Below are 23,558 nucleotides of genomic sequence, written 5' to 3' on the forward strand. Positions count from 1 at the left end.
GGCGCGGCCGGCGGACGCCCGCCGCCCGCCAGTGGTGCGCCGTCCGGGGGCGGTCCCTCGCCGGGCCCATCGCCCAGTGGCGGCGGGACTTCCGCTCCCTCCCGGCCGTCGGCGTCGGCGCGAGGCCCCGCTTCAGACGGCGGCTCGGGCGGTCCCCCAGGCGGTTCGGGCGGGGAGGGCGGCCCGGCCGCCGGCGACGACGCTGGCCCGCCGCCTTGGGCCCGCAAGCTCCAACAGCGCCAGAACCTTTCCCACGGCGCGACCATGGCCATCCACGCCGTTGCTAGCGGCGACGACCACAGCGCCGGCGCAGCCCCCAGCCTTTCGGAGGACAAGTCATGAAACCGCTCAAGGGCGGGGCGCGCTTTGGCGCGACCCCGGCGCCCGAAACCCCCTACCACCGGGCCGGCCAGGCCTGGGACGAGCGTCTCGGATCGGCCCGTGTCCAGGCCTTCAACTGGCGGCTGATGGCCTTGGGCCTCCTGGTCCTGAGCGGCGGCCTGACGGCGGGTCTTGTGACCCTGTCATTGCGCGGCGGCGTGACCCCATGGGTGGTGGAGGTCGACAAGCTGGGCGAGCCGCGCCTGGCCGCGCCGGCCGTGCAGGGCGCACGGCCCACCGACGCCATGGTCGCCTGGACCCTGGCGCGGTTCATCAGCGATGTCCGCACCCTGTCGACCGATCCGGTGTTGATGCGCCAGGCCTGGCTTCGGGCCTACGATTTCACCGACGCCGACGGCGCAGCGGCCCTGTCGGACTATGCGCGCCGGGCCGATCCGTTCAGTCAGGTCGGCAAGGTGCAGGTGGCGGTGGCGGTGACCAGCGTGGTGCGCGCCTCGCCCGCCAGCTTCCGTCTGGCCTGGACCGAGCAGCGCTACGCCGACGGCCAGCTGGTCGCTACCGAACGCTGGACGGCCATCCTCACCGTGGCGATCCGGCCGCCCAAGACGGCCGAGGCGCTGCGGAGCAACCCGCTCGGCGTCTTCGTCACCGCCATGGCCTGGTCCAAGGAGTTTACGGCATGAACCGGCTTTTGTTCGCCGTCACCCTGGCGGGTCTGGGATCGATGACCGGCGCGGGCGCCCAGGCGGTCGAGCCTGCGGATGCGAGGCTGGGCGCTCCAGCAGGCCTCGCGCGCTTCGACTACGCCGAGGGCGGCGTCTATCCGGTCGTCGCCACACCCGGCCGCATCACCGACATCGTGCTCGAGCCCGGCGAAGCCTTGGTCGAGACCGGGGCCATCGCCGCCGGCGACACCGCGCGCTGGGTGATCGGCGACACCACCAGCGGATCGGGGGCCGCTCGCGTCGTCCATGTTCTGATCAAGCCGGTCTCGGCGGGTCTGGCCACCAACCTCGTGATCAATACCGACCGCCGCACCTACCATCTGGAGCTGCGTGCGTCGGCCCGGACCTGGCAGACCCAGGTCTCCTGGCGCTATCGGCCCGCGCCGCTCGTCTTGGTGGCCGCGCCACCGGCCGCTCCAGCGGAGTCCGCGGCCAACGCGCTGGACCTGGCGCGCGTCGATCGGCGCTATCGCATTCTTGGCGACCGGCCCAGCTGGAGACCGGTGGCGGTGTTCGACGATGGCCAGCGCGTCTATGTCGAGTTCGGGCCAAGGGTGACCTTGAGCGATCTGCCGCCGCTCTACAGGGCCGCCCCCGACGGCGCGTCGGCCGAGCTGATCAACTACCATGTCGAGGGCCGACGCCTGATCACCGAGCGCCTGTTCGACCGCGCCGAACTGCGGCTGGGCGCCAAGCGCCGCGCCCAGAAGGTGGTCATTGTCCGCGAGGCGGCCTTGGCGGGAGCCGCCCGGTGAGCGGCGATCGCACCGAGGCCGAGGAGGCCATCGCCAAGACCTTGCGACTGCGGGCCACGCCCGCGCCAGTGGCCCGGATTTCGCGCCGGGCGCTGGCGGTCTCCGGCGCCGTCGTCGCCGCCGGCCTCTTTGGGGCGCTCGCCTGGTCGCTGAACGAGCGGGACCGGCCCAAACCCCCGCCGGGCGACACCCCGTCGGCGGCCGTGCCCTCCGAGCGGGTCACCGCCTTGCCGCGCGGCTATGCCGGACCTGCCGGCGTGCCGACCCTGGGCCCGCCGCTGCCGGGCGACCTTGGCCGGCCGATCCTGCGCGCCCAGCGCAACGGACAGGTTGCTGCGGGTGAGGGCTTCGTCGACGAGGCCTCGCAGCCGCCTCCAACGGCGATCGGGATGCCGGCGCCGCCCGTCGATCCGGAGCGGGACGCCGCCATCCTCGCGCGCCGCGCGGCGCGCCAGAGCGGGCTCTTCGTGGCCGCTGCGATGGCCCGTTCTGGATCCGACCGGAGCATCTCGGCGCAGCCGGCGGTCGCTGAGGCTGGCGTTGGGCCCGACATCGGGTCTGGAGCTGGGCCCGATCCGAGGACGACCAGCGCCGAGAGGCTTCAGGCGCCGGCCTCGCCCTACATCCTGCAGGCCGGATCGATCATCGCCGCGGCCCTGGTGACGGGCCTGCGCTCGGACACGCCCGGCGTGGCGATCGCCCAGGTGACCCAGGACGTCCATGACAGTCTGGGCGGGGGGGTGTTGTTGATCCCGGCCGGGGCGCGGCTGGTCGGCGAATACGATGCGCAGGTCAAGAGCGGTCAGAGCCGGCTGCCGGTGACCTGGACGCGGCTGATCCTGCCTTCGGGCCGCTCTATTGTCCTGGACAAGCTACCAGCCGCCGACGCCCAAGGCATGGCCGGCCTGCAGGACGGGGTCGATCGCCATGGCGGTCGCGTGCTGGCCGCGGCCGGGCTCTCGACCCTGCTGGCCCTGGGCGCGGAGGCTGGCGGCGGGCAGGACGAGGACGACCTTGTTCGGGCCCTGCGTCGCGCCGGCTCGACGAGCGCCAGCCAGGTCGGCCAGCAGATTGTCGGCAAGAGCCTGGATCTCTTGCCCACCCTGACCATCCGCCCAGGCGCGCCGCTGCGTGTGCTACTGACCCGTGACCTGGTGCTCGAACCCTATCGTGAAAGGACCGCGCCATGAGCAAGCTGAAACTGGGGCCGCTAGAGGACGAGACGCCGGTCAAGCTGGCCTTGGAGCTGCCGGCCGCCATCCACCGCGATCTGGTCGCCTATGCCCAGGCCCACGCCGCCCAGGAGGGCGGAAAGGCCGTCGAGCCATCGCGGCTAGTGGCGCCGATGCTGGCGCGGTTCATGGCTACCGATCGCGCCTTCGTGCGCGGTCGCAAGCCGCGCGACTAGGGCGCGTCTTCGACCATGACCGCCAGCAAGGCCAGCACGCGCCGCTGGCGGCGGCGGGGCAGGGCGGCCATGGCCTCAGCCAGGGCCAGGCCCTCCGGGCAGCGCGTCAGGTGCTGCAGGGCCTGGCTCGCCGCCGTCAGGGCCAACCCATCGTCGGGCGCCGTCGGCGGCAAGCCCTCGAAGAACCAGGCCGGCGTGGTGTCGAGGGCCTGAGCCACGGCCTGCAACATCGAGGCGCTGATGCGATTGGCCCCGGTCTCGTACTTCTGCACCTGCTGGAAGGTCAGGCCCAGGGCGTTGGCCAGGCGGAGCTGACTGACCTTGACGACGAGGCGGCGCAGCCGGATGCGGGCGCCCACATGCTGGTCGACGGGATGAGGGGAAAACCTTGGCAAGCTTGGGCTCCAGACGGTGGCGCTGGTGACGCGCCAGAGGGGCCGCACGGGTAGTTTGGTCGCAGATATATTTGGCGCCGGTTGACCCGGCGCTCTGTCGGCTTGCCGATCGTCGCGTGTGGGCGGAAGCTTCGGCCATGAAAACCCCCAAACCGCTCGACGAGGTCGACTGGGATGAAGCCGCCGAGCACCTGGTCGGGGCCTTTCCGGGCGCGAGCCTTGGCGAGGTTGTGGCGCGCGCCGAAGCGGCGGCCGTCACGCTGGACGGCTGGGGCAAGACCCGCGAGGCCGAGTCGATGCGGCGGGCGGCGGCCCACATCCGCAAGCGGATGATGAACTAAGCGCCCTCAGCGTCGCGGCCTCGGCGCCTGCGTTCTTCGATCGCGCCGGGCCGGCGAGCAGTCGCTTTGCCCAGTCCAGGCCGAGCGCGCCAGGAGAGGTCGCGCGGAACGGGCCTTGCGCGGGCGGGTTGTCATCTAGCGTTTAGCGCGGCTCGCACGGGGTGCGCGGGCCAGTGTCCCCTAGCGTTCATCTTCAACAAGGCGCGGCGGCGCGGTTCAGCGGACGTCCATGGCTATTCATTTTCACGGGCTGGACGTCGGGGGTCTGGGCAATCTCGTCGCGGTTCTCGAAGCCAGTCCCGACTGTGTGAAGATCCTCGATCTCGATGGCCGCATACACGCCATCAACGGCGCGGGCTGCGAACTGCTCGACCAGCCGAGCGCGGCCCTGGAGGGGCGGCTTTGGTGCGAGTTCCTGCCGCCTGACGTGCGCGCGGCCGCGACCGCCGCCGTCGCCGGCGCCAGCCAGGGGGCGACGTTGCGCCTGTCGACGCCCTGCGAAACGCCGGGCGGTCGGCGCCACTGCGACCTGACCGTTTCGCCGCTTCGCGATCCGGCCGGGACGGTGGTGGCGGTGCTGGCGGTGACGCGGGACGTCACCGATCTCGTCGAGGGTCGCCTGGCGGCCGAGCAAAGCGCCCGCGACATGGCCCGGCAGTCGGCCGCCTTGCGGGCCGCGGGACTCGTGGCCAAGCTCGGGGCCTGGGAAATCGACTACGAGCGCGGCGAGATCTTCTGGTCCGACGAGATCTGGACCCTGATGGGCCTGACGCCGCGCAAGCTTGATCTGGATGGCGCCGCGGCCGTATTCACCGGGGCCAGCCGCGAGCAACTGCGCGCGGCCATGCAGGCCTGCCGCGCCAGCGGCGAAGCCTTCGCCCTGGACCTGCCGGTGACGCGGGCCGACCAGTCGATCCTCTGGGTGCGGCTCTTCGGCGAGCGCGACCTCCACGCCGATATCCTGCGTGGGGCTGTCCAGGACATCACCGCCCAGCGCCAGGCCGAGGCCGATCTGGTCGCCGCGCGGGATGCGGCCCAGGCGGCGACCGCGGCCCAGAGCGCGTTCCTCGCCAACGTCTCCCACGAGATCCGCACGCCTTTGCACGGCATTCTCGGCATGGCCCAGGTCATGGAGGCCGAGTCGCCGACACCGCTGCAACGCCAGCGCCTGACCGTCATCCGCCAGTCGGGCGAAACCCTGATGGCCTTGCTCAACGATATCCTCGACCTCTCCAAGATCGAGGCCGGGCGCCTGGAACTGCGCGAGCGGGTCTTTGACCTGGAGGCGGCGCTGGGCGCCGCATGCGCCCCGTTCACCTATCTGGCCGCTCAGCGCGATCTGACGCTGGACATCGTTGTCGATCCCGATGTCCGAGGCGCCTGGCTGGGCGACGAGCTGCGCTTGCGCCAAGTGATCGCCAATCTGGTCTCCAACGCGGTGAAGTTCACCAAGGCCGGCGGGGTGACGGTGTCGGCGCGGCATACCGCCGACGGCCTCTGCGTCGAGGTCAGCGACACGGGCGTAGGCATCTATCCCGGCGACGTCAGGGCCCTGTTCGACAAGTTCAGCCAGGGCCGCGCCTCTGGCGGGGCTGGCGGCGGCACAGGTCTTGGACTGGCCATCTCCCAGGAACTCACCCGCCTGATGGGCGGCGAGGTCAGCGTGCGCAGCGTCTTGGGCGAGGGCTCGACCTTCGCGGTCTGTGCGCCGCTCCAGCGCGCCGCCACGCCTGGCGGCGCCAAGGCCCCGGCCGCGGCGACGCAGCCCAGCGCGCCCGTCGAGCCGCTGCGCGTGCTGGCCGCCGAGGACAATCCCACCAACCAGCTCATCCTGCGCTCCATGCTCGCCCCGCTCGAGGTCGAGCTTTTTTGGTCGGGGACGGCGCCCAGGCGGTTGAGCGCTTCCAGATCGAGCCTTTCGACATCGTGCTGATGGACATCCAGATGCCGCATCTCAATGGCGTGGAGGCCACGCGACGGATCCGCGCCTGGGAAGCCGCCCACGGCCGCGCCTCGACTCCGATCATCGCCCTGTCGGCCAATGTCATGGCCCACCAGGTCGAGAGCTATCGTGAGGCGGGGATGAACGAGGTGGTCGAAAAGCCCATCGATCTTTCGCGCCTCTATTCGGTGCTGGACGCCCTGGCGCCCCGCTGAAGCCGCCGGCGTCGGTTGCTCGGCGGAACGAGCGGGCGCGGCTCCCGTTCTGCCGTCACCATAACTGCTGGAGACGTCTACATGGCCCGACACGCTCTTCTCGCCGCCGCCGCGATGGCCGCCCTTTCCCTGGCCGCGTGCCAGAAGAAGGACGCCGAACCCGCCCCAGCTGATCCAGGGACCAGCAACGCCGCCGTGAACGCCGCCCAGGACGCCACCGGCGCCGCGGTCGGAACCGCCGCCGCGGTGACCGGGCCGGTCTCCACCGACGCCTTCGTCGCCAATGCGGTGATCAGCGACATGTACGAGATCCAGGCCGGCCAGATCGCGCAATCGAAAGGTCAAAGCCAGGCGGTCAAGGATTTCGGCAAGCAGATGGTCACCGACCACACCGCGCTCTCCAACGCCATGAAGCCGCTGATCCTGGCGGCTGGAAAGACCGCGCCGACCGGCCTCGACGAGCGCCGCAAGGGCATGATCGACAACCTCAACGCCGCCGCGCCCGCCGACTTCGACAAGGTCTACACCAGCCAGCAGGAGGCCGCCCACAACGAGGCCCTGACTCTGATGCAGGGCTATGCCGATCACGGCGATGACGCGGGTCTGAAGGGCGGCGCGGCCAAGGCCTTGCCCAAGATCAAGGCCCACCTCCAACATGTCCAAGGCCTGGCCTCGGGCGCTCACTAACCCTCAACCAAGAGACGAGGAGCGCCCCATGGGTCTTTTCTCCAAGATCATCGACAAGATCTTCCATCACGATAAGGCCGCCCCTAAGGCGGACACCGCGCCAGCCAAGCCCGCCGCGCCCGCGGCTGCGGCGGCGCCGACGTCCCAACCGGCGCCCGCGGCCGCGCCAGCTCCGGTCGACGTCGAGGCGGTGCTGGTCTCGATGGCCGAGATCGAAGGCGGCGGCGGCAACTGGCGCACCTCGATCGTGGATCTCCTCAAGTTGCTGAAACTGGATTCCAGCCTCGAGGCCCGAAAAGAGCTGGCCGACGAACTTGGCGTCCATGCCGGCGCGGCCGGCAGCGCCGAGCAGAACATCGCCCTGCACAAGGCGGTGATGAAGAAGCTGGCCGAGAACGGCGGCCAGGTGCCCGCCAGCCTTTACCAATAGCGGCTTTGGCGCCGGACCGCCTTGGCGGCGCGGCGCCTTTACGTTCGAACGGCGTCCGGAGGCGGCAGGTGGTCCCGAACCGCAAGGATCTGGCTTTACTCGAACGCGCCGGCGCCCCTCTCGAGCGGAGCTATGTCTCTGTCGATGGGGCGCCGATCGCCTATGCCCAGATCGGCTCGGGCGATGAGGTCGTCGTCCTGATCCATGGCACCCTGACGGCGCTGGACGACATGATGCTGGCCCTTGGCGACCAGCTGCCGGGGCGGACGCTGATCGCCCTGGACCGTCCTGGCTTCGGCGCCAGCCACCGCCAGGTTCTTGGCCAGGCCGGCATCCTCCGTCATGCCAACCTGCTGGATCGCGCGCTCGTCGCCCTGGGCGTTCGCAAGGCCGCCCTGGTGGGTCATTCCTTTGGGGCGGCCGTGGCCCTGGCGATGGCTCTGGCGGCGCCCGACCGCTATACGGGCCTGCTGGCCCTGGCGCCGCTCGTCTTGCCCGAATGGCGTCTGGAGCATCTGCTCTTTGCGCCGCGTGCCGTGCCGGTGCTGGGCGGATGGCTGGCGGGGTGGTCGCATGGCGGTTTCGATGCGGCCCTCCTGCCGATGTTGTGGCGCGCCATGTTCCTTCCCCAAACCATCCCCGAGTGCTTGGAGCAGCATTTTCCGTTCGCCGCCGCCGGAGCGGCCGCCGCGACGCAGCGGGTCGGCGAGGACACCCTGGCGGCCGGACCCGATCTCGTGAATCTCTTGAGCCGCGTAGGCAGCCTGCAGGCGCCCGTCACGGTCTTGGGCGGTTCGCACGATCTGGTCGTCAACAACCTGCTGCATGGCCAGCTCATGGCCCGCCTTGCGCCGCGCGGACGCTTCGAACTGCTGCCCGGCATCGGTCATATGGTCCATCACGTCGCGCCGCAGGCCGTGGCGCGGGCGCTGGAGGATCTGGGTCGATAGGCCTCAGGCGAGCGCGGGCGAGCTTGGCTTTTGCAGCGCGCGGGATCAGGCGTCCGCCTTGGTCGTTAGGCTGGTGAGAGGAGCCGCCATGGCCGCCAGCAAGCTTACCAAGTACCAGGAAATGCGGGACTTCACCCAGACGGCCGAGCCGTCAGGGAACGAGGTGGTCGTGCCGTCGGAGGCCCTGCGCTTCGTGATCCAGAAGCATGCCGCCTCGCACCTGCATTTCGACCTGCGCTTGGAATATGACGGCACGTTCCGCTCCTGGGCCGTGCCCAAGGGGCCCTCGCTCGACCCGGCCGACCGGCGCCTGGCCATGGAGGTCGAGGACCATCCGCTCGACTATGGCGACTTTGAAGGGACCATTCCCAAGGGCCAGTATGGCGGTGGCACGGTGATGCTGTGGGACCGTGGCTACTGGGCGCCGGAGAAGGGCTTTGAGAAGATTGGCGCGGCCCTGGGCAAGGGCGAGCTGAAGTTCGTCATGGAAGGGGGCCGAATGCACGGCTCCTGGGTGCTGGTGCGCACCAAGCGCGATAGCCGTGGCAGGGCCAGCTGGATGCTGATCAAGCATCGCGACGAGGGCGCTGAGCCCGGCAACCCCAACGGACCCACAGATGCAGATCATTCGATCGCCTCGGGGCGCACCATGGTCGAGATCGCGGGCGGCAAGGGTAGGGCGGCGACGCCGTTCATGACCGCGGCGGGCGCGCAGGCCGGCGCGGTCTGGCAGAGCAACCGCGACGAAAGCGCCCCGGCCGGCTTGATCCCGTCGGCCAAGGCGCGGGGGAAGGCCACGGCATCGACCAAGGGCAAGACGGCCAAGGCGATCCCGGACTTCATCGAGCCGCAGCTGACCAAGCCGATGGAGAAGCCGCCGTCCGGACCGGGCTGGGCGCACGAGATCAAGTTCGACGGCTATCGCATGCAATTGCGCACGCAAGGCGGCATGGCGGTCTTGCGTACGCGCAAGGGCCTGGACTGGTCGGAGAAGTTTCCCGAGATCACCGCCGCCGGCGCGCGGCTGGCCGACGGGATCATCGACGGAGAGGTCGTTGCGCTCGACGAGACCGGGGCCCCGGACTTTGCGGCCCTGCAGGCGGCGATCTCGTCGGGCGACACTGAGGACCTGGTGTTCTTCGTCTTCGACCAGCTGTTCGACGGCCTGGAAGACCTGCGCGACCTTCCGCTCGCCCAACGCAAGGCGCGGCTGGCCAAGCACGTCGAAGAGGCTGGTCCAACCCTGCGCTATGTCGACCACTTCATCACCGCCGGGGACGCGGTGCTGCTGTCGGCCTGCCGCATGGACTTGGAAGGCATTATCTCCAAGAGGCTTGACGCGCCGTACCGCTCGGGGCGCGGCGAGACCTGGACGAAATCGAAGTGCCGGGCCGGCCATGAGGTGGTCATCGGCGGCTACACCACGACCAATGGCGCCTTTCGCTCCCTGATCGCCGGCGTCCACCGTGACGGAAAGCTCTTCCACATTGGCCGCATCGGCACCGGGTTCGGGCGCGAAAAGATCGCGGTGATCCTGCCCAGGCTGAAGGCCCTGGAGATCGCCAAGTCGCCGTTCGAGGGCAAGGAGGGGCCAAGCCGCGCCGGCCGCCTTGGCGAGGTCCATTGGGTCAAGCCCGAGCTGGTCGCCGAGATCGAGTACGAGGGCTTCACGGCCGACGGCCAACTTCGGCAGGCCGCCTTCAAGGGGCTTCGCGAGGACAAGCCGGCGGCTGAGGTCGATACGGTCGAGCCGGCCCCGGCCGACACGGCGGTGGCCGAACCCAAGGCGCAAAAGGCAAGGCCGGCAGCCGCCGCTGGGACGGGGCAGGCTCGGTCGGCGAGCGTCAGCCCGCGCGGCTCGGCTGTCGTCATGGGCCAGACGATTTCCAACGCGGGCAAGACTCTTTGGCCAGACGCAGCCGATGGCGAGCCGGTGACCAAGCTGGAGCTGGCGCAATATTACGAGGCGGTCGGGCCCTGGATGCTCGACCATGTTCGGGGCCGACCGTGCTCGATGATCCGCATGCCCGACGGCATCGAGGGCAAGCAGAACTTCTTCCAGCGCCACACGAGCGCAGGCCAGTCGGCGCTCATCACCGAGATCGAGGTCTGGGGCGATCGCAAGCCCTACCTCCAGTTCGATACGGTCGACGCCCTGGTCGCGGCCGCCCAGGTCGGGGCCTTGGAGTTGCACCCGTGGAACAGCGAGCCCTTCCTGCCCGAGCAGCCCGGCCGCCTTGTCTTCGATCTTGATCCCGCGCCTGACGTGCCCTTCGAGTGGGTGATCGAAGGCGCGCGAGAAGTGCGCGATCGCCTCCAGGACCTGGGCCTGGTGTCGTTCTGCAAGACCACGGGCGGCAAGGGCCTGCACGTCGTCACGCCGCTCTCGACCGAGGGGCTCAACTGGGACATCGCCAAGGCCTTTGCGCGCGACGTCTGCAAGGCCATGGCGGCCGATGATCCGGGCCGCTACCTGATCGTCATGGCCAAGGCCAAGCGCGGCGGAAAGATCTTCCTGGACTACCTGCGCAACGACCGCATGGCCACGGCGGTCGCCCCGCTCTCGCCCCGCGGCCGACCCGGCGCGCCGGTCTCGATGCCGCTGTCCTGGACCCAGGTGAAGAAGGGCCTTGATCCAGCCCAGTACACCGTGCGCACGGCGCCGGCCCTGGTGCGTAAGCTCACCGCCTGGGAGGACTATTGCGACGGCGAGCGGCCGCTGGAAGCGGCCATCCGACGGCTTGGCAAGGTCTGAGCCGCGGGGAGGGCTGAAGATGGCCAAGGCCGTTCGCCTGAAGGTCTATGCCGCGCAGTTCGGCTTCCACGACAGCGTGGTGGCCGCCCGCAGCCAGGCCGCCGCCCTGGCCGCCTGGGGCACGCGCCAGAACCTTTTCGCCGAGGGCCGCGCCAAGGTCAGCGACGACCCGGACGCCATCGCCGCCGCCCTGGCCCATCCCGAGGTCCCCCTCCGGCGCGCCATCGGCTCCAAGGATCCGTTCAGCCTGGAGCCTGGCCTTCCCGACGTTCCCAACCCGCCCAGGCGTCGGACGCCGGCGTTGAAGGTGGTGGAGACAGGGCCCGCGCCGCTGTCGACGCCCAAGGCTCCGCCGCCGGATCGCTCGGCGCTGACGGCGGCGGAAAAGGCTCTGACGGCGATCAACGCCCGGCGCCTGGACGAGGAGGCGACCCTGGCCGAGCGGCGCGCGGCGCTGGACGCCGAGGAAGCCGCCTCGCGCCAGCGCTGGCTGGCCGATCGCAAGGCCGCAGAAGCGGCGTTGGAAAAGGCGCGACGGACCTATCGCGCCGCCGGCGGCGAGGCCTAGCTGTCGTTTCCAAGAAGGTTGTTCACGCGCTGCCAAGGGGTGAGGCCTTTGATGCCGGAGTGTGGACGCACGAGGTTGTAGGCGTCGGTCCAGGGCTTGATGGCCTTGGCCCGGTCGTCGGAGCAGGCGTAAGGCCGGCCATAGGCCCACTCCCTCAGGCTGGTCTGGATGAAGCGCTCGGCCTTGCCGTTGGTCCTGGGCGTGTAGGGCCGGGTACGCACGTGCCGGGCCCCGGCGGCCTGGAGGGCGCTGGCGAAGAGCTTCGAGCGATAGGCCGAACCGTTGTCGGTCATCACCCTCTGGACGGCGACGCCGTGGCGGGCGAGCCAGGCGATGGCCCTCTCCAGGAAGGCGGTCGTGTCGGCTTGGCCTTCGGAGGGCAGGATCTCGGTGTAGGCCAGGCGCGAGGCGTCATCGACGCAGACGTGCAGGAAGTCCCAGCCGGCCCTCCTGGAGCGCCCCAGCCGCCGATCGCCGTTGATGCGGTGGCCTTCGACGTTGAACTTGCCCAGCTTCTTGATGTCCAGGTGGATCATTTCGCCGGGGGCTGAGCGCTCGTAGCGGACGATCGGGATTTTCGGGTCCAAGGCCGACAGCTTGCCCAGGCCCAGCCGGCGCAGGATCAGTCCGACCGTCGAGCGGGCCAAGCCCAAGGTCTGGGCGATGGCCGGACCGGTCATATGCTGGCGACGCAACGCCTGGATCTTGTCGATGGTCCAGGCAGGCGTCTTGCGCGGACATCGGCGCGGCGCCGAGCTGCGGTCGTGAAGCCTTCGCTCGCCGCCCCGCCGATGCCGTTGCAGCCACTTGCCGGCCGTGCGCCGGGAAACCCCGAAGGCCTCCGCCGCCCTGGCCACTGACCAGCCTTGCTCGATCCGATCAACCATCAGGGCTCGACCAACTGGGGTCAGCCGCGCATTCTCATGCACGTTCATCCGGGGCCTCCGGGCTAGAGTTTGGCGCTTCGCAACCCCAGCCTCTCAGCACCGCCCCGGATGAACAACCTTCATAGCTTCGACACCTAGCTCGCCTTCTTGTGCGCGGTCTTGGCCTGGGCCTTGGCGGCCGACTTGGGCGGCGCCTTCACCGCCTTGGCTTTAGCGGCGGGCTTGGCGGCCGCCTTGGCTTTCGGCGCCGGGCCGCCCTTGGCGCCGAGGCTGGCGCGCAACGCTTCCATCAGGTCGACGACATTGGTGTCGTCTGGCTCGGCGACCTTGGCGACCTTGTGGCCCTTTTGCTTGGCCTTGATCAGGTCCTTGAGCGCTTCCTCATATCGGTCGACGAACTGGGAAGGATCGAAAGGGCCTTCCTTCTGCTCGATGATCTTCTGGGCGATCGAGATCATCGCTGGATCGGGTTCGGCGTCGCTGATCGCGCCGAACACCTCCTTGGTGTCGCGCACCTCAGCGTCCGTGCGCAGGGTGTAGGCGAGGATGCCCTTCTCGTGAGGCTCCAGGGCCAGCAGCCGCTCGCGGGTCGACATCACCACGCGACCCAGCGCGATCTGCCCCGAGCGCGCCATCGACTCGCGGATCACCGCGAAGGCCTCCTGGGCCAGCTTGCCGTCGGGGGCGAGGTAGTACGGATTGTCCCAGTAGCGGCGGTCGATGTCCTCGGCGGGGACAAACCGCTCGATGTCGATGGTCTTGGTGCTCTCGAGCTTGACGCCGTTGATCTCGTCCTGGGTCAGCAGAATGTATTCGCCCTTGGACACCTCATAGCCCTTGACCAGCTTGGAGCGCTCGATCGGCCCGGTGTCAGGGTCGGTCGTCACCATCTTGATCCGATTGTTGGTGTCGGGATTGATCAGGTTGAAGTGCACCTCGCCGCCGCTGCTCGTGGCCGTGTAGAGCGCCACCGGGCAGGTGACGAGCGAGAGGCGCAGGTGCCCTTGCCAGGTTGGGCGGTAAGCCATGTCGTTTGATCCTTGCCGCCCGCCCCGTGGATGGGGAGGGCGCAGGGACTCAACGAGGCTCCTGGTGATTCGTTTCGGCTATGCGCAAGGGGCGGCCTCGCCCGTCTCCAGGTCGATGCGAAAGCAATGCTCGCCGCCGCCGTCGAGATCGCGGACGATGACCCGAATAGCCTCGTCGTCTTCCGGGGCGATCGCCAGATCTTCGACATAGGCCACGGCCGCGGCCTCGAACGTCGGCTCGTGGATGACACGGGCATGATGGCGCCCCGCGTGGTCGGCATGGACGCTGAAACGGCGGTCGTCGTTGGCGGCGGCGTTGGACATGGGCGGCTCCTCGCGGTCTTCAACGCGCCAGTCGCGCGAAGGATTCACGTCGTCCAGGACCTTTGAGCGCGTCAGCGCTCGTCGATGGCGGCCTCGAAATAGGCCGTGGCGCTGCCTTCGGCGTGAGCGACGATGGAGACGTCGAGCGCCTTGCCGTCATCGAGGGCCAGCCGCACCCGGCCCTGGCGGAAGGCCTCGCGCATGGCGTCCGGCTCGCCGGTGATCCCGCCCTTGGCCCCGCGTAGACCGCGATGGCTGGCCAGGACGTGGATGGAGAACGAGACGGGGTGAATCTGTCGGGCGATCGTCAGCTCGCCGTGGCCAATGCGCGCCGGCTTGGGGGGTCTTGTCATGCCTCTTGAAACGCACGGCGCGGCCTAGCGGTGGCGACAAAGCTGTGGAGCGATAGGGTAGGGTGCGGCCCGGCGATCGTCGGGGGGGCGTTGGCCGGGCCGCTGGCGTCCCCAGGGCCACGAAGGGCGCTGTCCGGACGTTGAGAAAAACGCCAAACGCCAAGGACGTTCCCAAGCCGAGCATAATATTCAGTCGTCCTCCTCGTTCAGCGCCAGCGCCAGGTCGAAGGCGGCGATGGCGATGACCGCGAACGAGGCGATGGCCAGGAGCTTCTTGTCCGCGCCCGGTTTGCGCACCGCCAGCGCCAGACCGCCCAGGTCCATGACATCACCGGCGACCCGCATCCACAGGAACGGCCCAAACTTCACCGGCGCCAGAAGCGCCGCGCCAGCCGCCAGCTCGCGCGAGCCGAAAGCGGCGATGGCTTCGGGAGGGGTCGCTGCGCCCGTTCCAATGGCGCGCGCGAACTGACGGGGCGCGATGAGGGCGGCGAGACCAAGGAGGGCGCTTGCGACGCCGACGCCCTGCTTGATCCTGGCGAGCGCCACCATGTCAGGCTTCGCCGCGTGCGCGGCCGACGGATCCTCCGGCGCGTCCCGCCGACACCGCCAGGTCGCGGTTCTGGGAGAAGCTCCGCTTTTCGGCGGGCGCCGAGGCCCCGCCCTTGGCGGCGATCGCGCGGCGCCTGTCAGGCGACATGGCGGCAAAGCCACGCTTGGACTTTGACGAGGTTTCGGTCTGCACGGCCATCTTGGCCTCCCATCCGTGATCAATGGACAAGCTGGCAAACGCGCAAGGGTTCCAACGGCTTAGTCTAGTTTCCGTCCTTCAGGTGCCGCCGTGTCGGGTGGCCGACAAGGATCGGCGCTGGTTATGCGAGCGGGGCAGGAACCTTGTCGCTGGCCAGGGCTTCCTCCCTCCGCCTCACGGGAGAAACCGACCATGAAATCCTCTCTGCTCACCCTCGCGGCGGCGGCCGCCCTGCTGACCGCCTGCGGTCCCAAGACCGAGACCGCTGACAAGACCGAAGGCCCGGCCGTCTCGACCTCCGAGGCTCCCCGCAACACCGCGGTGGATACGACGCCAACCACGGGCGACGCGGGCCCGACGCCGGGCGCCAGTTCCTACACCGAAGCTCAGGCCAAGAGCGCCATCGAGTCGGCCGGCTACACCGGCGTTGGCCCCCTGACCCAGAACGAGAACGGCCTGTGGCAGGGCAAGGCCGCCAAGGACGGCAAGGAGGTCAGCGTCTCGGTCGACTACAAAGGCGCCGTCACGGCGCTCTAGTCCCCACCCATCGGCTCATTCGACAGCATCAGATTGAAGGACACCGCCATGACCCGGACCATCACCCGTCTATTCGACACCCATACCCAGGCCCTGGACGCCGTCGAGGACCTGGAGCGCGCGGGCGTTGATCGCGACCGCATCAGCGTGGTCTCCAACAACGCCGACAACTGGCACGCGGGCGACTGGCGCACCGGCCGCAGCTTCGCCGACGGCCCGCTGGGCGACGCCAATCGCGATGGTGAGAACGACGTCGCCGAAGGGGCCGGCAAGGGCGCGACGACCGGCGGCCTGATCGGCGGCGGCGCGGGCCTTCTGGCCGGCCTTGGCATGCTGGCCATCCCGGGCCTTGGCCCCGTGGTGGCCGCCGGCTGGCTGGCCTCCACCGCGGTTGGCGCGGTGGTGGGCGCCGCCGCCGGCGGCGCGACCGGCGGTCTCCTGGGCGCTTTGAAGGAAGCGGGCCACTCCGACGAGGAGGCCAATGTCTATTCCGAAGGCGTCCGCCGCGGCGGGACCCTGGTCAGCGTCAAGGCCGATGACGATCGCGCTCTGGAAATCGAGCAGGTCCTCAACGGCCGTCGGGGTGTCGATGCGCTCACCCGTGGCCAGGCCTATCGCGAGACCGGCTGGTCGGCCTTCGACCAGGACGCCACGCCCTACACCGCCGAGGAGGTGGCGCGCGAACGCTCGCTCTACCGCACGGAAGATCGCTCGTTCGCGGCGGGCGATCAGGATCTCGACGCTCTGGACGAGACCGAGCGGGCGCGCCGTGAACGCAGCGGCGGGGCTGTGCCGGGCCTGGGCCAAAGCATCACCTGATCTGGCCGGCGTACTTTCCCTAACCTTGCCCCGGGGCGGCGATCCGCTCCGGGGCTTTTTGTTGCGATGCCCTTTGCTGGCGCCAGCCCATCAAAGCGCGATGGCGTCAGCCTCTTCGGTCAGGCGTTGCGAAAGTTTGAAGGCGCGCTGCTTGAAGGCGGTCGCCGCGCCGCGTCGCAGCAGCTTGTGGGCGGCGGCGGGGAAGCGGCGACGAAGCTTGCCGGCCCAGGCCTCGGCCTCCTCCGGCGCGATGCTGGCGTCCTGGCCTTTGTCGACAATGAGCTGGCTGGCTTCGGCCAGGGCGGGCCAAGCCATGAGAAGCCTCAGGCCCTGGACCAGGTCGGCCTGGCTGGCGGCATAGGCCAGCACCTGGGCTTCGGCCTCGACGTCGTCGAAGTCGTCGAACCGCGACACGAAGGCCTTGGCGCGACCGATATCGAGCGTACGCTGAAACGAGGCCCAGCGGATGTCCTGGGCGAGACGGGGCTCTCCGGCGGCGTCGAGATAGTCGATCCAGGCGGTCTCCCAATCGAAGTCCGGCGCGGGCAGGCGGCCAAGCAGACCTTTGGGCTTGGGCGCGGCGCGCTTTAGCGCCTGGCCCGCTGCGGCGATGTCGCCCACCGCCAGCCAGCGTCGCGCCAGGGCGACGGCGACCGGAGGGGTTTGCAGCGCCAGTTCGCCGTGGGTCGCCTGCCACGCCGATACATCGCCGGCCGCGTCGGCGAGATGGCGAACAACCATCGTCCAGCCAGGCCCCGACTCGGCCCGCCCCGAGGCTAGGGTGAGCGCCCGCTGCGCCGTCGCCGCCGGCAGCGCCGCCATGACGTGCGGCGTCCATCGCGCCCAGGCCTGCGGCGCGCTCAGGGCGGCGTCGGTCAGCAGCTCGGCGGCCAGATGCGGATCGTGGCTGGCCAATAAGACGCCAAGATCGTCCGACGCGTGGTCATAGATGGCCTCGAACGCGGCCTCGCGCTCCTTGAGGCGCCCGGACGTTCTGGGATAGGTCGAAAGAAACCGCCAGAGCCGCTCAAGGGCCGCGTCCGGCGCTTCAACGGCGAGGCGATCGGCGATGAGGCCGCGCACGGCGTCCAGATCGCGCAAAAACGCCGGCTTTTGGCGCCAGGTCACCTGGCCCTTGCTGGTCTCCAACGCCGCCAGCCGCTTGTCGATCTCTGGGACCAGATGGCTGGGCCCAAGCCCGGCGGCAAGTTCCATGCGCAAGCGACGCTTCAGATCGGTGCGGGTTTCGGCGACCTCGACCAGGATGTCGGCCAAGCGCTCAGCGCCGAGCCCGGCGAGGTTTTCGGCCGTAACCTTCTTCAGGCTGGCGGGGGACGGCTTGGCCATGGGGCGGCTATTTTCCCCCACGCGACAACAGCGCCAGGACCTCAAGCCTGGCGCAAGCGGCGGTGTGAGCGATGGCCGCATCCCGCGAATGGACGAAATCCAGTTCGAAAGCCGTGATGGCGGAGCGTAAGGCCAGGCAGAAGGGCGCGCCGTGGATGCGACTGGCGTGGCCCGCCTCAGCGGCCAGATCATCGAACACGAAGCGCGCATGATCGGTGCGGCCGCCCAGGTGCTCGGTGAGACGGACGATTTCAGCTTCGAACAGAGCGTGCGCGGCGCGGGTCATACGAGGATTGCGATGAGCGACGCCGGGCTCGGGCGCCATTTTTACAACGAGCGGCGGCGAGCGGCGATCCCCAGACGATCACCCGCCGGTCAGCCTCGGCGCGGCGGGGTTTGGGCCCGTCTGAACGGTTTGACGTGGCGGCCGTTAGGTTGCGCGAGACGCAACGCGAACGTCTGAACCTGATGCGTTGCGGCTGGGCCGCCGCGGCCTTCAATGTCTGGCTCAGTCGGGCGCGCCCTTCGGCGGCCGGGCTGCGCCATGGCCCGGACGAAGTGATGGTCGCCTAGATCAATATCGGCGTTGGAGGCGCTCCCATGAACATTCAACAGCAGGCGGACCGGGAAATCGACGCCAGCCGGGATGGCGACGCCCAAGTTGCTTTCCTGCTACCCGAAGACCATTGGGACGCGTTTCTCGCCCTGACCGGGGCGGCTAGCGAGGGGGAGCCGCCGGAGGCGACCTATCGCGGCGTGCGGTTCAAGCGCGCGCCGGTGACGGCGATCATTCACGAGGAAGGCTTCTAGGCCCCTTCACGGCTGACCGGGCGATCCTCGGCGGACCGCAGGCGGACGTGCACATCAACCCCAAGGCCCTCAGGCTCCCAGCGGAAGGCGATATCGCCGCCAAGCTGGCGCGCCAGGCTGTGCATCAAGCGCGAGCCGAAACCCTTGCGCTCGGGCGCGCGGGCTGGCGGGCCGCCGCGCTCCTGCCAGTGCAGCGACCAGGCGCCGGCGGTCCCCGACCAGCGCACATCGACCACGCCCTCGTGCACCGACAGCGCGCCGTATTTGGTGGCGTTGGTGGCCAGTTCGTGAAGGATCATGCTGAGCGGCTGGACGTGGTCGGCGGGAATGGCGATGTCGCCGCCGGAGAGGCGCACGCGGGCCGCCGCCGTGGTCGAGGAGAGGAGTTCGTCGCGCGCGACCTCGCCGATCGTGCCGCCGCGCCAATTGCTCTTGGCCAGCGCCGCCTGGGCCCGCGCCATAGCCTCGATACGGCCATGCAGAGCCTGGCGGAAGATCGCCGGGTCGCTGGCGTCGGTCAGCCGCACGACCGACTGGATGACGGCCAGGGAATTGCGTGCGCGGTGATCGACTTCGCGCATCAAAAGATCGCGGGCCTCTTCGGCCTGCTTGCGCGCGGTGATGTCGACCGAGGTGCTGACGAGGCCCGTGACAACGCCGGTCTCGTCGACGAGCGGCGCCTTGACCGACTCCCAGTAGAGCGTCTCGCCGTCGGCCGTCGTCGAGAATTCCTCCAGCTGCGCGGCCTCGCCGCCGTCCATCACCTGCTCGTCGCTGGCCATCAGAGCGCCGGCGTCGTCGGCGGGGCCGAAAAGTTCAGCCGTGGTCTTGCCCAGATAGTCGGAAGGCGCGCGGCCGAGGAGTTCGGAGAGGCCGCGATTGGCCAGGGTCAAGCGGCCGTCACGATCCTTGGCGTAGACGATGCCGGGGATCGCCTCGACGAAGGACGACAGCAGATCGATGGCCTGGTCGCGTTGGGCCTCGATGGCGCGCCGAGCCTCGACGTCGAGCAAGACGCCTGGAAAGCGCCGGGGTCGGCCTTCGGCGTCGCGCTCGACCCGCCCGTTGGCCTCGATCCAGCGATAGCCGCCCCCCTGCAGAACGCGATACTGGCAGCGATAAAGGTCGTGGCCGGCGAGGGCGGCGTCCACCGCCTCGGCAACGCGCTCGGCGTCATCGGGGTGGATCGAGGCGAACGCCGTGGCGAGCGGCAGGCCCGAGCGGCAGTCGTCCGGCGAGAGGCTGAAGGCGTGGGCGAACCGCTCGTCTCCGGTGATCCGGTCGGCCGCCACGTCCCACACCCAGGTGCCGATGATTGCGCCGGCCTGAAGGGCCAACTGGACGCGCTCGGACTCTTCGCGCAACTGACGGCTCAATCTCTGGCGCTCGGTGATGTCGATGGCCGTCCCGACAACGCGCACGCAGCGACCAGTCTCGTCGAACACCCCGCGCCCCTTGGCCGAAACCCAGCGGATAGCGCCGTCCTGAGGGCTGACGGTTCGGTACTCGACGTCATAGACCGCGCGCTGCTGCGGATCGGCCGCCGCCGCATAGGCCTTGGCCGTCGCCTCGAAGTCGTCCGGGTGCAGGCCGTTGTAGAAGTCGCGCATGGTGACAGGCGTCCCCGGCGCGACCCCGAACGCGGCTCGCACCCGGTCATCCCAGAACAGCACGCCGTTGATCTCGTCGACGTCCCAGAGCCCGACCTCGGCATATTCCGTCGCCAGACGCAGGCGGGTCTCGCTCTGAACAAGCGCGCGCTCGGCGTCCAGGCGCTTGGTGATGTCGGCGATGACGGCATAGGCGCCGACGACGTCGCCGGCTGGGCCGTGGCGCGGGATGTAGTCGACCTGAACGTCCCGCATGCCCACAGCGGGGTAGTCCAGGCGGCTCTCGAAGGTGACGCGCTCGCCGGCCAGGGCCGCTTCGAGGTGCGGTCGCACCGGCGCATAGGCCTCCCCCAGCACGTCTTCGACCAGCCGGCCCTGGATCGCCTCGCGCGGCTGGCCGAACCAGTCCTGATAGGCTTGGTTGATGAACCGGTAGCGCCGCTCCTGGTCGATATAGGCGATGAGCAGGGGAGCCGCGTCGGTGATGCGGCGCAGTTCCTCTTCACGGGCCCGAAGCTCGGCCTGCGCGCCCACGCGCTCGACGAAGGCCCAGGAGCGTTCGGTCACCTCGCGCACCAGAGCCTGTTCGCGATCGGTCCAGATGTGCGGGCCCTTGTGGTGCACGGCCATCAGGGCGCGCAGGCGGCCGTCGCGCACCAGCGGCATGCAGATGGTCGAGCCGATGCCGATGGCCTGGAAGGTGGCGGCCTCGTGCGGGGCGATCTCGGCCAGATTGTCGTTGATGACCAGCGGCAGGCCGCGCGAGAGGTTGGCCACGGCCATCTGGCCAAAGTCGGCAAGCTGGTAATGGCCGACGATCGAGGTGGAACCGGGCGCGGCCCAATCCCCTCGGATGGTGAAGCCGTCCTCGTCCTCGTCCATGTCGGCATAGGCGCAGACGGCCACGCCCATGTGCTCGCCGATCAACTGGGCGGCGCGCTGCATCACCGCCTCGGCGCTGGGCAGGGACGAGGTGGCCTTGGTCAGCCGGTCCAGGAACAGCAGGGTGTGCTCGCTTTCCTGCCGCGCGGCCCGTTCCATCGCCGCCGAGGTCGTCTCCAGGCAGACGCAGAGGACGCCCGGGATGGCTCCCTCGGCGGGTATGGGGCTGTAGGAGAAGGTGAACCAGGAGCTGGCCTCGCCACCGTCGCGCTCCAGGGTGACTTCCAGGTCTTCGAAGAAGCTGGACGCGCCAGCAAAGGCCTGATCGATCACCGGCTCGATCTGGTCGCGCACTTCCGGCCATACGTCCCAGAAGGACAGACCCAGGGCATGCGGGTGCTTGGCGCCGAGGATGGGGCGATAGGCGTCGTTATAGATCATGCGCCGGTCCGGTCCCCAGACCAGGAACATTGGAAACGCGGCGGTCAGCAGGATCTCGACGGCCTGTCGCAGGGCGTTGGGCCAAGCGGCGACAGGTCCAAGCCCATCGGCGTTCCATTGGCCGCTGCGCAGGCGCTCGGCGACGTCACCGTCTGCCGCGATCGAAAGCGGGGTCAGCGTCATGGGCGGGCGAATCCGGTGGCGATGCTTAGCGTGTCACTGGATGAGACTCCGCCTAACGACAACACCTGGAAACGGTCAAGGTTGCTCCGTCGAGAAGGCGACGCTTAAGCGTCGTTGATCTCCATGCATCGCTGGGCGGCGCGGCCGGCTGGAGCGGCTGACGGCGTCTGTGGGACGAGGCGGCGGCGCACGCGTGGCGACCAGACTGGCCCATGGCGTTGTTGACGAGCCGAGCAATCCTCCTCGCGCGAAGGGGGCCGCGTGAGGGTGGGGCCGGATGCGGCGGATGGCCGCGAGCCGCGGCAGGACCCTGTTAGCCATTCTGGGCGCACCCTCCTGGCGCATCTGAAGGGTTGCTAAAGTGCCGATATCAAATGTTATTTCCATCGCGGCCCGTCGCCAGGGCGTCGATCCGGATCTCGTCCTGACGGCGCTTTCCAGCATGCCGCATGGTCTCTGCATGGTGGGGGGCGATGGGCGGCTGGCGTTCTGCAATAAGGCCTTCGCCGCCATGTACCGGTTGCCCGACCATCTGGTCGCGGCCGGCGCCCATCGCGAGGCGATCATCGTCCACTGCATCGAGACCGGCCAAGGCCCGCTGCAGGGCGTGTCCGAGCACCTGGCCAGGAGCGCGGCGGCCGCGCCGGGCGAGGCGGTGATCGGCGAATACGTCCTGGCCGACGGCCGCACGGTGCGCGTCTCTCACACGCCGCTGGCCTGCGGCGGCTATGTCGCCACCCATGAGGACATCTCCGACCGCGTCGCGGCCTCCGCGCAGATCGAATTCCTGGCTTATCGCGACACCCTGACGCGCCTGCCCAACCGCGCCGCCTTCCAGAAGAGCTTCGACGAGGCCGTCGCCGCCGCCGAACGCACCCAGGAAATGGTCGGCGTCATCATGATCGACGTCGATCACTTCAAGGACATCAACGACACCCTGGGCCATGACGCGGGCGACGCCCTGCTCTTGAGCCTTTCGGATCTCCTGCGCCGGGCCTTCCGCAAGACCGACACCGTCTCGCGCCTCGGCGGCGACGAATTCGCCGTGGTGCTGCGCGGCCTGTCGGGTCCTGAGGACCTGGCGCGGCCGATCGAGACCCTGCAGGCGCTTTTGCGCACGCCGATCGAACATGCTGGCCGCAGCTTTGCGATCAGCGCCAGCATCGGCGCGGCCCTGCATGACGATCCCGACGCCGACCCGCTGCACCTGCTCAAGAACGCCGATGTCGCCCTCTACGAGGCCAAGGCCGGCGGCCGCAATCGCTGCGTGGTCTTCCAGCCCTCGATGCGCACCCAGGTCGAACAGCGCGTCGAGCTGCTGCGTGAGGTGCGCTTGGGCCTGGAGCAGGGAGAGTTCGATCTCTTTTACCAACCCGTCGTCGACATCGGCGCCAATCGCGTCGCCGGCTTCGAGGCCCTGATGCGCTGGAACCATCCCGAGCAGGGCGTGCTGGCGCCCGGCGCCTTCATGGCCGCCTTCGACGACACCGATCTTTCGCTGAAGCTGGGGGAGGTCGCTTTCGAGCGGGCCCTTGGCCAAATGCGCGCCTGGCTTGATGAAGGGGTGGAGTTTGGCCGGGTGGCCATCAATGTCTCCACCGAGCAGTTCCGTTCAGGGCGCCTGGCTAGCGAGATCGCCGAGCGCCTGGCCCGCTGGAACGTGCCGGCCGACCGCCTGACCATCGAGGTCACCGAGAACGTCTATATGGGCTGGGGCGCCGATGTGGTGGCCAGCACGGTGTGCGCGCTGCACGAGGCTGGGGTGCTGATCGCCCTCGATGACTTCGGCACCGGCTATGCCTCCCTGGCCAATCTGCGCCAGTTCCCGGTCGACCGGCTGAAGATCGACAAGTCGTTCGTTCAGAACGCCGAGGACGACGCCATCGTGCGCGCCGTCATCAATCTGGGCGCCAGCATGGGCATGAAGGTCGTCGCCGAAGGCGTCGAGCGGCCCGACCAGCTGGCCACCCTCAGCGGCTATGGCTGCGACCAGGTCCAAGGCTATCACTTCGCCAAGCCGATGCCGGCGGGCGAGGTCGCGGCCTACGTGGCCCGATTCGGCAGCGACTAACT

General features: G+C 69.4%; 26 protein-coding genes. 16 read left to right on the plus strand and 10 right to left on the minus strand.

Annotated elements, in window-relative coordinates; all coding sequences use genetic code 11:
* Window positions 1-338: 338 nt before the first annotated feature.
* From trbF to DDF67_RS20695, 4 genes are read left to right on the plus strand one after another with little or no spacing between them, the layout of a single operon-like run.
* Window positions 339-1,025, plus strand: a complete 687-nt coding sequence (gene trbF, locus DDF67_RS20680) for a conjugal transfer protein TrbF (RefSeq protein WP_109102711.1) — start codon at window positions 339-341, stop codon at window positions 1,023-1,025.
* Window positions 1,022-1,822, plus strand: a complete 801-nt coding sequence (gene trbG, locus DDF67_RS20685) for a P-type conjugative transfer protein TrbG (RefSeq protein ID WP_109102712.1) — start codon at window positions 1,022-1,024, stop codon at window positions 1,820-1,822. Before trbF ends, trbG begins: the two co-directional genes overlap by 4 nt.
* A complete protein-coding gene (locus tag DDF67_RS20690; protein ID WP_109102713.1) occupies window positions 1,819-3,012 on the plus strand; it encodes a TrbI/VirB10 family protein in 1,194 nt (397 codons plus the stop codon). Before trbG ends, DDF67_RS20690 begins: the two co-directional genes overlap by 4 nt.
* Window positions 3,009-3,230, plus strand: coding sequence for a DUF2274 domain-containing protein (locus DDF67_RS20695; protein ID WP_109102714.1), 222 nt, complete (start codon window positions 3,009-3,011; stop codon window positions 3,228-3,230). Before DDF67_RS20690 ends, DDF67_RS20695 begins: the two co-directional genes overlap by 4 nt.
* Here the strand turns inward: DDF67_RS20695 and DDF67_RS20700 are convergent.
* Window positions 3,227-3,625, minus strand: coding sequence for a helix-turn-helix domain-containing protein (locus tag DDF67_RS20700; RefSeq protein ID WP_109102715.1), 399 nt, complete (start codon window positions 3,623-3,625; stop codon window positions 3,227-3,229). The genes DDF67_RS20695 and DDF67_RS20700 overlap by 4 nt on opposite strands.
* A 137-nt stretch (window positions 3,626-3,762) precedes the next feature.
* Here DDF67_RS20700 and DDF67_RS20705 point away from each other — a divergent pair, with 137 nt between their 5' ends.
* From DDF67_RS20705 to DDF67_RS20740, 8 genes are all read left to right on the plus strand, one after another.
* Window positions 3,763-3,966, plus strand: a complete 204-nt coding sequence (locus DDF67_RS20705; protein ID WP_109102716.1) for a hypothetical protein — start codon at window positions 3,763-3,765, stop codon at window positions 3,964-3,966.
* Window positions 3,967-4,195: 229 nt separating this feature from the next.
* Complete coding sequence (locus DDF67_RS20710; protein ID WP_109102717.1) at window positions 4,196-5,899, plus strand: PAS domain-containing sensor histidine kinase; 1,704 nt, start codon at window positions 4,196-4,198, stop codon at window positions 5,897-5,899.
* Window positions 5,899-6,123: a response regulator gene (locus DDF67_RS25620; RefSeq protein WP_233247729.1), complete on the plus strand. Its 225-nt coding sequence runs from the start codon at window positions 5,899-5,901 to the stop codon at window positions 6,121-6,123. The genes DDF67_RS20710 and DDF67_RS25620 overlap by 1 nt, the downstream gene beginning before the upstream one ends.
* Before the next feature lie 81 nt (window positions 6,124-6,204).
* Window positions 6,205-6,810: a DUF4142 domain-containing protein gene (locus DDF67_RS20720; RefSeq protein WP_109102718.1), complete on the plus strand. Its 606-nt coding sequence runs from the start codon at window positions 6,205-6,207 to the stop codon at window positions 6,808-6,810.
* A 28-nt stretch (window positions 6,811-6,838) separates the two neighbouring features.
* A complete protein-coding gene (locus DDF67_RS20725) occupies window positions 6,839-7,240 on the plus strand; it encodes a DUF3597 domain-containing protein (RefSeq protein ID WP_109102719.1) in 402 nt (133 codons plus the stop codon).
* 68 nt (window positions 7,241-7,308) lie between these two features.
* Window positions 7,309-8,190, plus strand: a complete 882-nt coding sequence (locus tag DDF67_RS20730) for an alpha/beta fold hydrolase (RefSeq protein WP_109102720.1) — start codon at window positions 7,309-7,311, stop codon at window positions 8,188-8,190.
* An 88-nt stretch (window positions 8,191-8,278) separates the two neighbouring features.
* Window positions 8,279-10,945, plus strand: a complete 2,667-nt coding sequence (gene ligD, locus DDF67_RS20735) for a DNA ligase D (RefSeq protein ID WP_109102721.1) — start codon at window positions 8,279-8,281, stop codon at window positions 10,943-10,945.
* 19 nt (window positions 10,946-10,964) lie between these two features.
* A complete protein-coding gene (locus tag DDF67_RS20740) occupies window positions 10,965-11,513 on the plus strand; it encodes a hypothetical protein (protein ID WP_109102722.1) in 549 nt (182 codons plus the stop codon).
* On the opposite strand, the gene DDF67_RS20745 is transcribed toward DDF67_RS20740, so the two are convergent.
* From DDF67_RS20745 to DDF67_RS20770, 6 genes are all read right to left on the minus strand, one after another.
* Entirely contained in the window at window positions 11,510-12,448 is a 939-nt protein-coding gene (locus tag DDF67_RS20745; RefSeq protein ID WP_109102723.1) for an IS481 family transposase, read from the minus strand. The two genes, DDF67_RS20740 and DDF67_RS20745, sit on opposite strands and share 4 nt — an antisense overlap.
* Before the next feature lie 86 nt (window positions 12,449-12,534).
* A complete protein-coding gene (gene ku, locus DDF67_RS20750) occupies window positions 12,535-13,428 on the minus strand; it encodes a non-homologous end joining protein Ku (protein WP_109102724.1) in 894 nt (297 codons plus the stop codon).
* Between the two features lie 78 nt (window positions 13,429-13,506).
* Window positions 13,507-13,752 (minus strand): DUF5961 family protein, encoded by a 246-nt coding sequence (locus DDF67_RS20755; RefSeq protein WP_109102725.1) that lies wholly within the window; start codon window positions 13,750-13,752, stop codon window positions 13,507-13,509.
* Between the two features lie 71 nt (window positions 13,753-13,823).
* Window positions 13,824-14,105, minus strand: coding sequence for a hypothetical protein (locus DDF67_RS20760; RefSeq protein ID WP_109102726.1), 282 nt, complete (start codon window positions 14,103-14,105; stop codon window positions 13,824-13,826).
* A gap of 189 nt (window positions 14,106-14,294) precedes the next feature.
* Window positions 14,295-14,657 carry a hypothetical protein gene (locus DDF67_RS20765; RefSeq protein WP_109102727.1) on the minus strand — a complete coding sequence of 121 codons (363 nt, stop codon included), beginning with the start codon at window positions 14,655-14,657 and terminating at the stop codon, window positions 14,295-14,297.
* A 1-nt stretch (window position 14,658) separates the two neighbouring features.
* Complete coding sequence (locus tag DDF67_RS20770) at window positions 14,659-14,856, minus strand: KGG domain-containing protein (protein ID WP_109102728.1); 198 nt, start codon at window positions 14,854-14,856, stop codon at window positions 14,659-14,661.
* Between the two features lie 192 nt (window positions 14,857-15,048).
* Between DDF67_RS20770 and DDF67_RS20775 the strand changes: the two genes are divergently transcribed.
* Complete coding sequence (locus tag DDF67_RS20775; protein WP_109102729.1) at window positions 15,049-15,393, plus strand: hypothetical protein; 345 nt, start codon at window positions 15,049-15,051, stop codon at window positions 15,391-15,393.
* A 48-nt stretch (window positions 15,394-15,441) separates the two neighbouring features.
* Window positions 15,442-16,212, plus strand: a complete 771-nt coding sequence (locus tag DDF67_RS20780; RefSeq protein WP_233247714.1) for a hypothetical protein — start codon at window positions 15,442-15,444, stop codon at window positions 16,210-16,212.
* A 90-nt stretch (window positions 16,213-16,302) separates the two neighbouring features.
* Here the strand turns inward: DDF67_RS20780 and DDF67_RS20785 are convergent, their stop codons facing one another.
* The gene (locus tag DDF67_RS20785; RefSeq protein ID WP_109102730.1) at window positions 16,303-17,559 is read right to left on the minus strand and encodes a DUF6880 family protein; all 1,257 of its coding nucleotides are present in this window, start codon (window positions 17,557-17,559) and stop codon (window positions 16,303-16,305) included.
* Window positions 17,560-17,566: 7 nt separating this feature from the next.
* Window positions 17,567-17,845, minus strand: a complete 279-nt coding sequence (locus DDF67_RS20790) for a hypothetical protein (RefSeq protein WP_109102731.1) — start codon at window positions 17,843-17,845, stop codon at window positions 17,567-17,569.
* A 314-nt stretch (window positions 17,846-18,159) separates the two neighbouring features.
* Here DDF67_RS20790 and DDF67_RS20795 point away from each other — a divergent pair, with 314 nt between their 5' ends.
* Entirely contained in the window at window positions 18,160-18,369 is a 210-nt protein-coding gene (locus tag DDF67_RS20795; RefSeq protein WP_109102732.1) for a hypothetical protein, read from the plus strand.
* Here the strand turns inward: DDF67_RS20795 and DDF67_RS20800 are convergent.
* A complete protein-coding gene (locus DDF67_RS20800) occupies window positions 18,366-21,485 on the minus strand; it encodes a PAS domain-containing protein (RefSeq protein ID WP_109102733.1) in 3,120 nt (1,039 codons plus the stop codon). The genes DDF67_RS20795 and DDF67_RS20800 overlap by 4 nt on opposite strands.
* A 361-nt stretch (window positions 21,486-21,846) precedes the next feature.
* On the opposite strand from DDF67_RS20800, the gene DDF67_RS20805 reads away from it, so the two are divergent.
* Window positions 21,847-23,556, plus strand: a complete 1,710-nt coding sequence (locus tag DDF67_RS20805) for a putative bifunctional diguanylate cyclase/phosphodiesterase (RefSeq protein ID WP_233247715.1) — start codon at window positions 21,847-21,849, stop codon at window positions 23,554-23,556.
* Window positions 23,557-23,558 lie beyond the last annotated feature (2 nt).

This window comes from Caulobacter endophyticus, assembly GCF_003116815.1.
GTDB classification, from domain to species: domain Bacteria; phylum Pseudomonadota; class Alphaproteobacteria; order Caulobacterales; family Caulobacteraceae; genus Caulobacter; species Caulobacter endophyticus.

Excerpts from the sequence above, each read along its gene's own strand:
- DDF67_RS20785 (WP_109102730.1), bottom strand. The coding sequence starts at position 17,559 with ATGGCCAAGCCGTCCCCCGCCAGCCTGAAGAAGGTTACGGCCGAAAAC.
- DDF67_RS20710 (WP_109102717.1), top strand. The coding sequence starts at position 4,196 with ATGGCTATTCATTTTCACGGGCTGGACGTCGGGGGTCTGGGCAATCTC.
- DDF67_RS20800 (WP_109102733.1), bottom strand. The coding sequence starts at position 21,485 with ATGACGCTGACCCCGCTTTCGATCGCGGCAGACGGTGACGTCGCCGAG.
- DDF67_RS20775 (WP_109102729.1), top strand. The coding sequence starts at position 15,049 with ATGAAATCCTCTCTGCTCACCCTCGCGGCGGCGGCCGCCCTGCTGACC.
- DDF67_RS20770 (WP_109102728.1), bottom strand. The coding sequence starts at position 14,856 with ATGGCCGTGCAGACCGAAACCTCGTCAAAGTCCAAGCGTGGCTTTGCC.
- DDF67_RS20755 (WP_109102725.1), bottom strand. The coding sequence starts at position 13,752 with ATGTCCAACGCCGCCGCCAACGACGACCGCCGTTTCAGCGTCCATGCC.
- DDF67_RS20765 (WP_109102727.1), bottom strand. The coding sequence starts at position 14,657 with ATGGTGGCGCTCGCCAGGATCAAGCAGGGCGTCGGCGTCGCAAGCGCC.
- DDF67_RS20740 (WP_109102722.1), top strand. The coding sequence starts at position 10,965 with ATGGCCAAGGCCGTTCGCCTGAAGGTCTATGCCGCGCAGTTCGGCTTC.
- DDF67_RS20760 (WP_109102726.1), bottom strand. The coding sequence starts at position 14,105 with ATGACAAGACCCCCCAAGCCGGCGCGCATTGGCCACGGCGAGCTGACG.
- DDF67_RS20725 (WP_109102719.1), top strand. The coding sequence starts at position 6,839 with ATGGGTCTTTTCTCCAAGATCATCGACAAGATCTTCCATCACGATAAG.
- DDF67_RS25620 (WP_233247729.1), top strand. The coding sequence starts at position 5,899 with ATGGACATCCAGATGCCGCATCTCAATGGCGTGGAGGCCACGCGACGG.
- DDF67_RS20795 (WP_109102732.1), top strand. The coding sequence starts at position 18,160 with ATGAACATTCAACAGCAGGCGGACCGGGAAATCGACGCCAGCCGGGAT.
- DDF67_RS20780 (WP_233247714.1), top strand. The coding sequence starts at position 15,442 with ATGACCCGGACCATCACCCGTCTATTCGACACCCATACCCAGGCCCTG.
- trbG (WP_109102712.1), top strand. The coding sequence starts at position 1,022 with ATGAACCGGCTTTTGTTCGCCGTCACCCTGGCGGGTCTGGGATCGATG.
- DDF67_RS20790 (WP_109102731.1), bottom strand. The coding sequence starts at position 17,845 with ATGACCCGCGCCGCGCACGCTCTGTTCGAAGCTGAAATCGTCCGTCTC.
- DDF67_RS20745 (WP_109102723.1), bottom strand. The coding sequence starts at position 12,448 with ATGAACGTGCATGAGAATGCGCGGCTGACCCCAGTTGGTCGAGCCCTG.
- DDF67_RS20720 (WP_109102718.1), top strand. The coding sequence starts at position 6,205 with ATGGCCCGACACGCTCTTCTCGCCGCCGCCGCGATGGCCGCCCTTTCC.
- trbF (WP_109102711.1), top strand. The coding sequence starts at position 339 with ATGAAACCGCTCAAGGGCGGGGCGCGCTTTGGCGCGACCCCGGCGCCC.
- ku (WP_109102724.1), bottom strand. The coding sequence starts at position 13,428 with ATGGCTTACCGCCCAACCTGGCAAGGGCACCTGCGCCTCTCGCTCGTC.
- ligD (WP_109102721.1), top strand. The coding sequence starts at position 8,279 with ATGGCCGCCAGCAAGCTTACCAAGTACCAGGAAATGCGGGACTTCACC.
- DDF67_RS20705 (WP_109102716.1), top strand. The coding sequence starts at position 3,763 with ATGAAAACCCCCAAACCGCTCGACGAGGTCGACTGGGATGAAGCCGCC.
- DDF67_RS20695 (WP_109102714.1), top strand. The coding sequence starts at position 3,009 with ATGAGCAAGCTGAAACTGGGGCCGCTAGAGGACGAGACGCCGGTCAAG.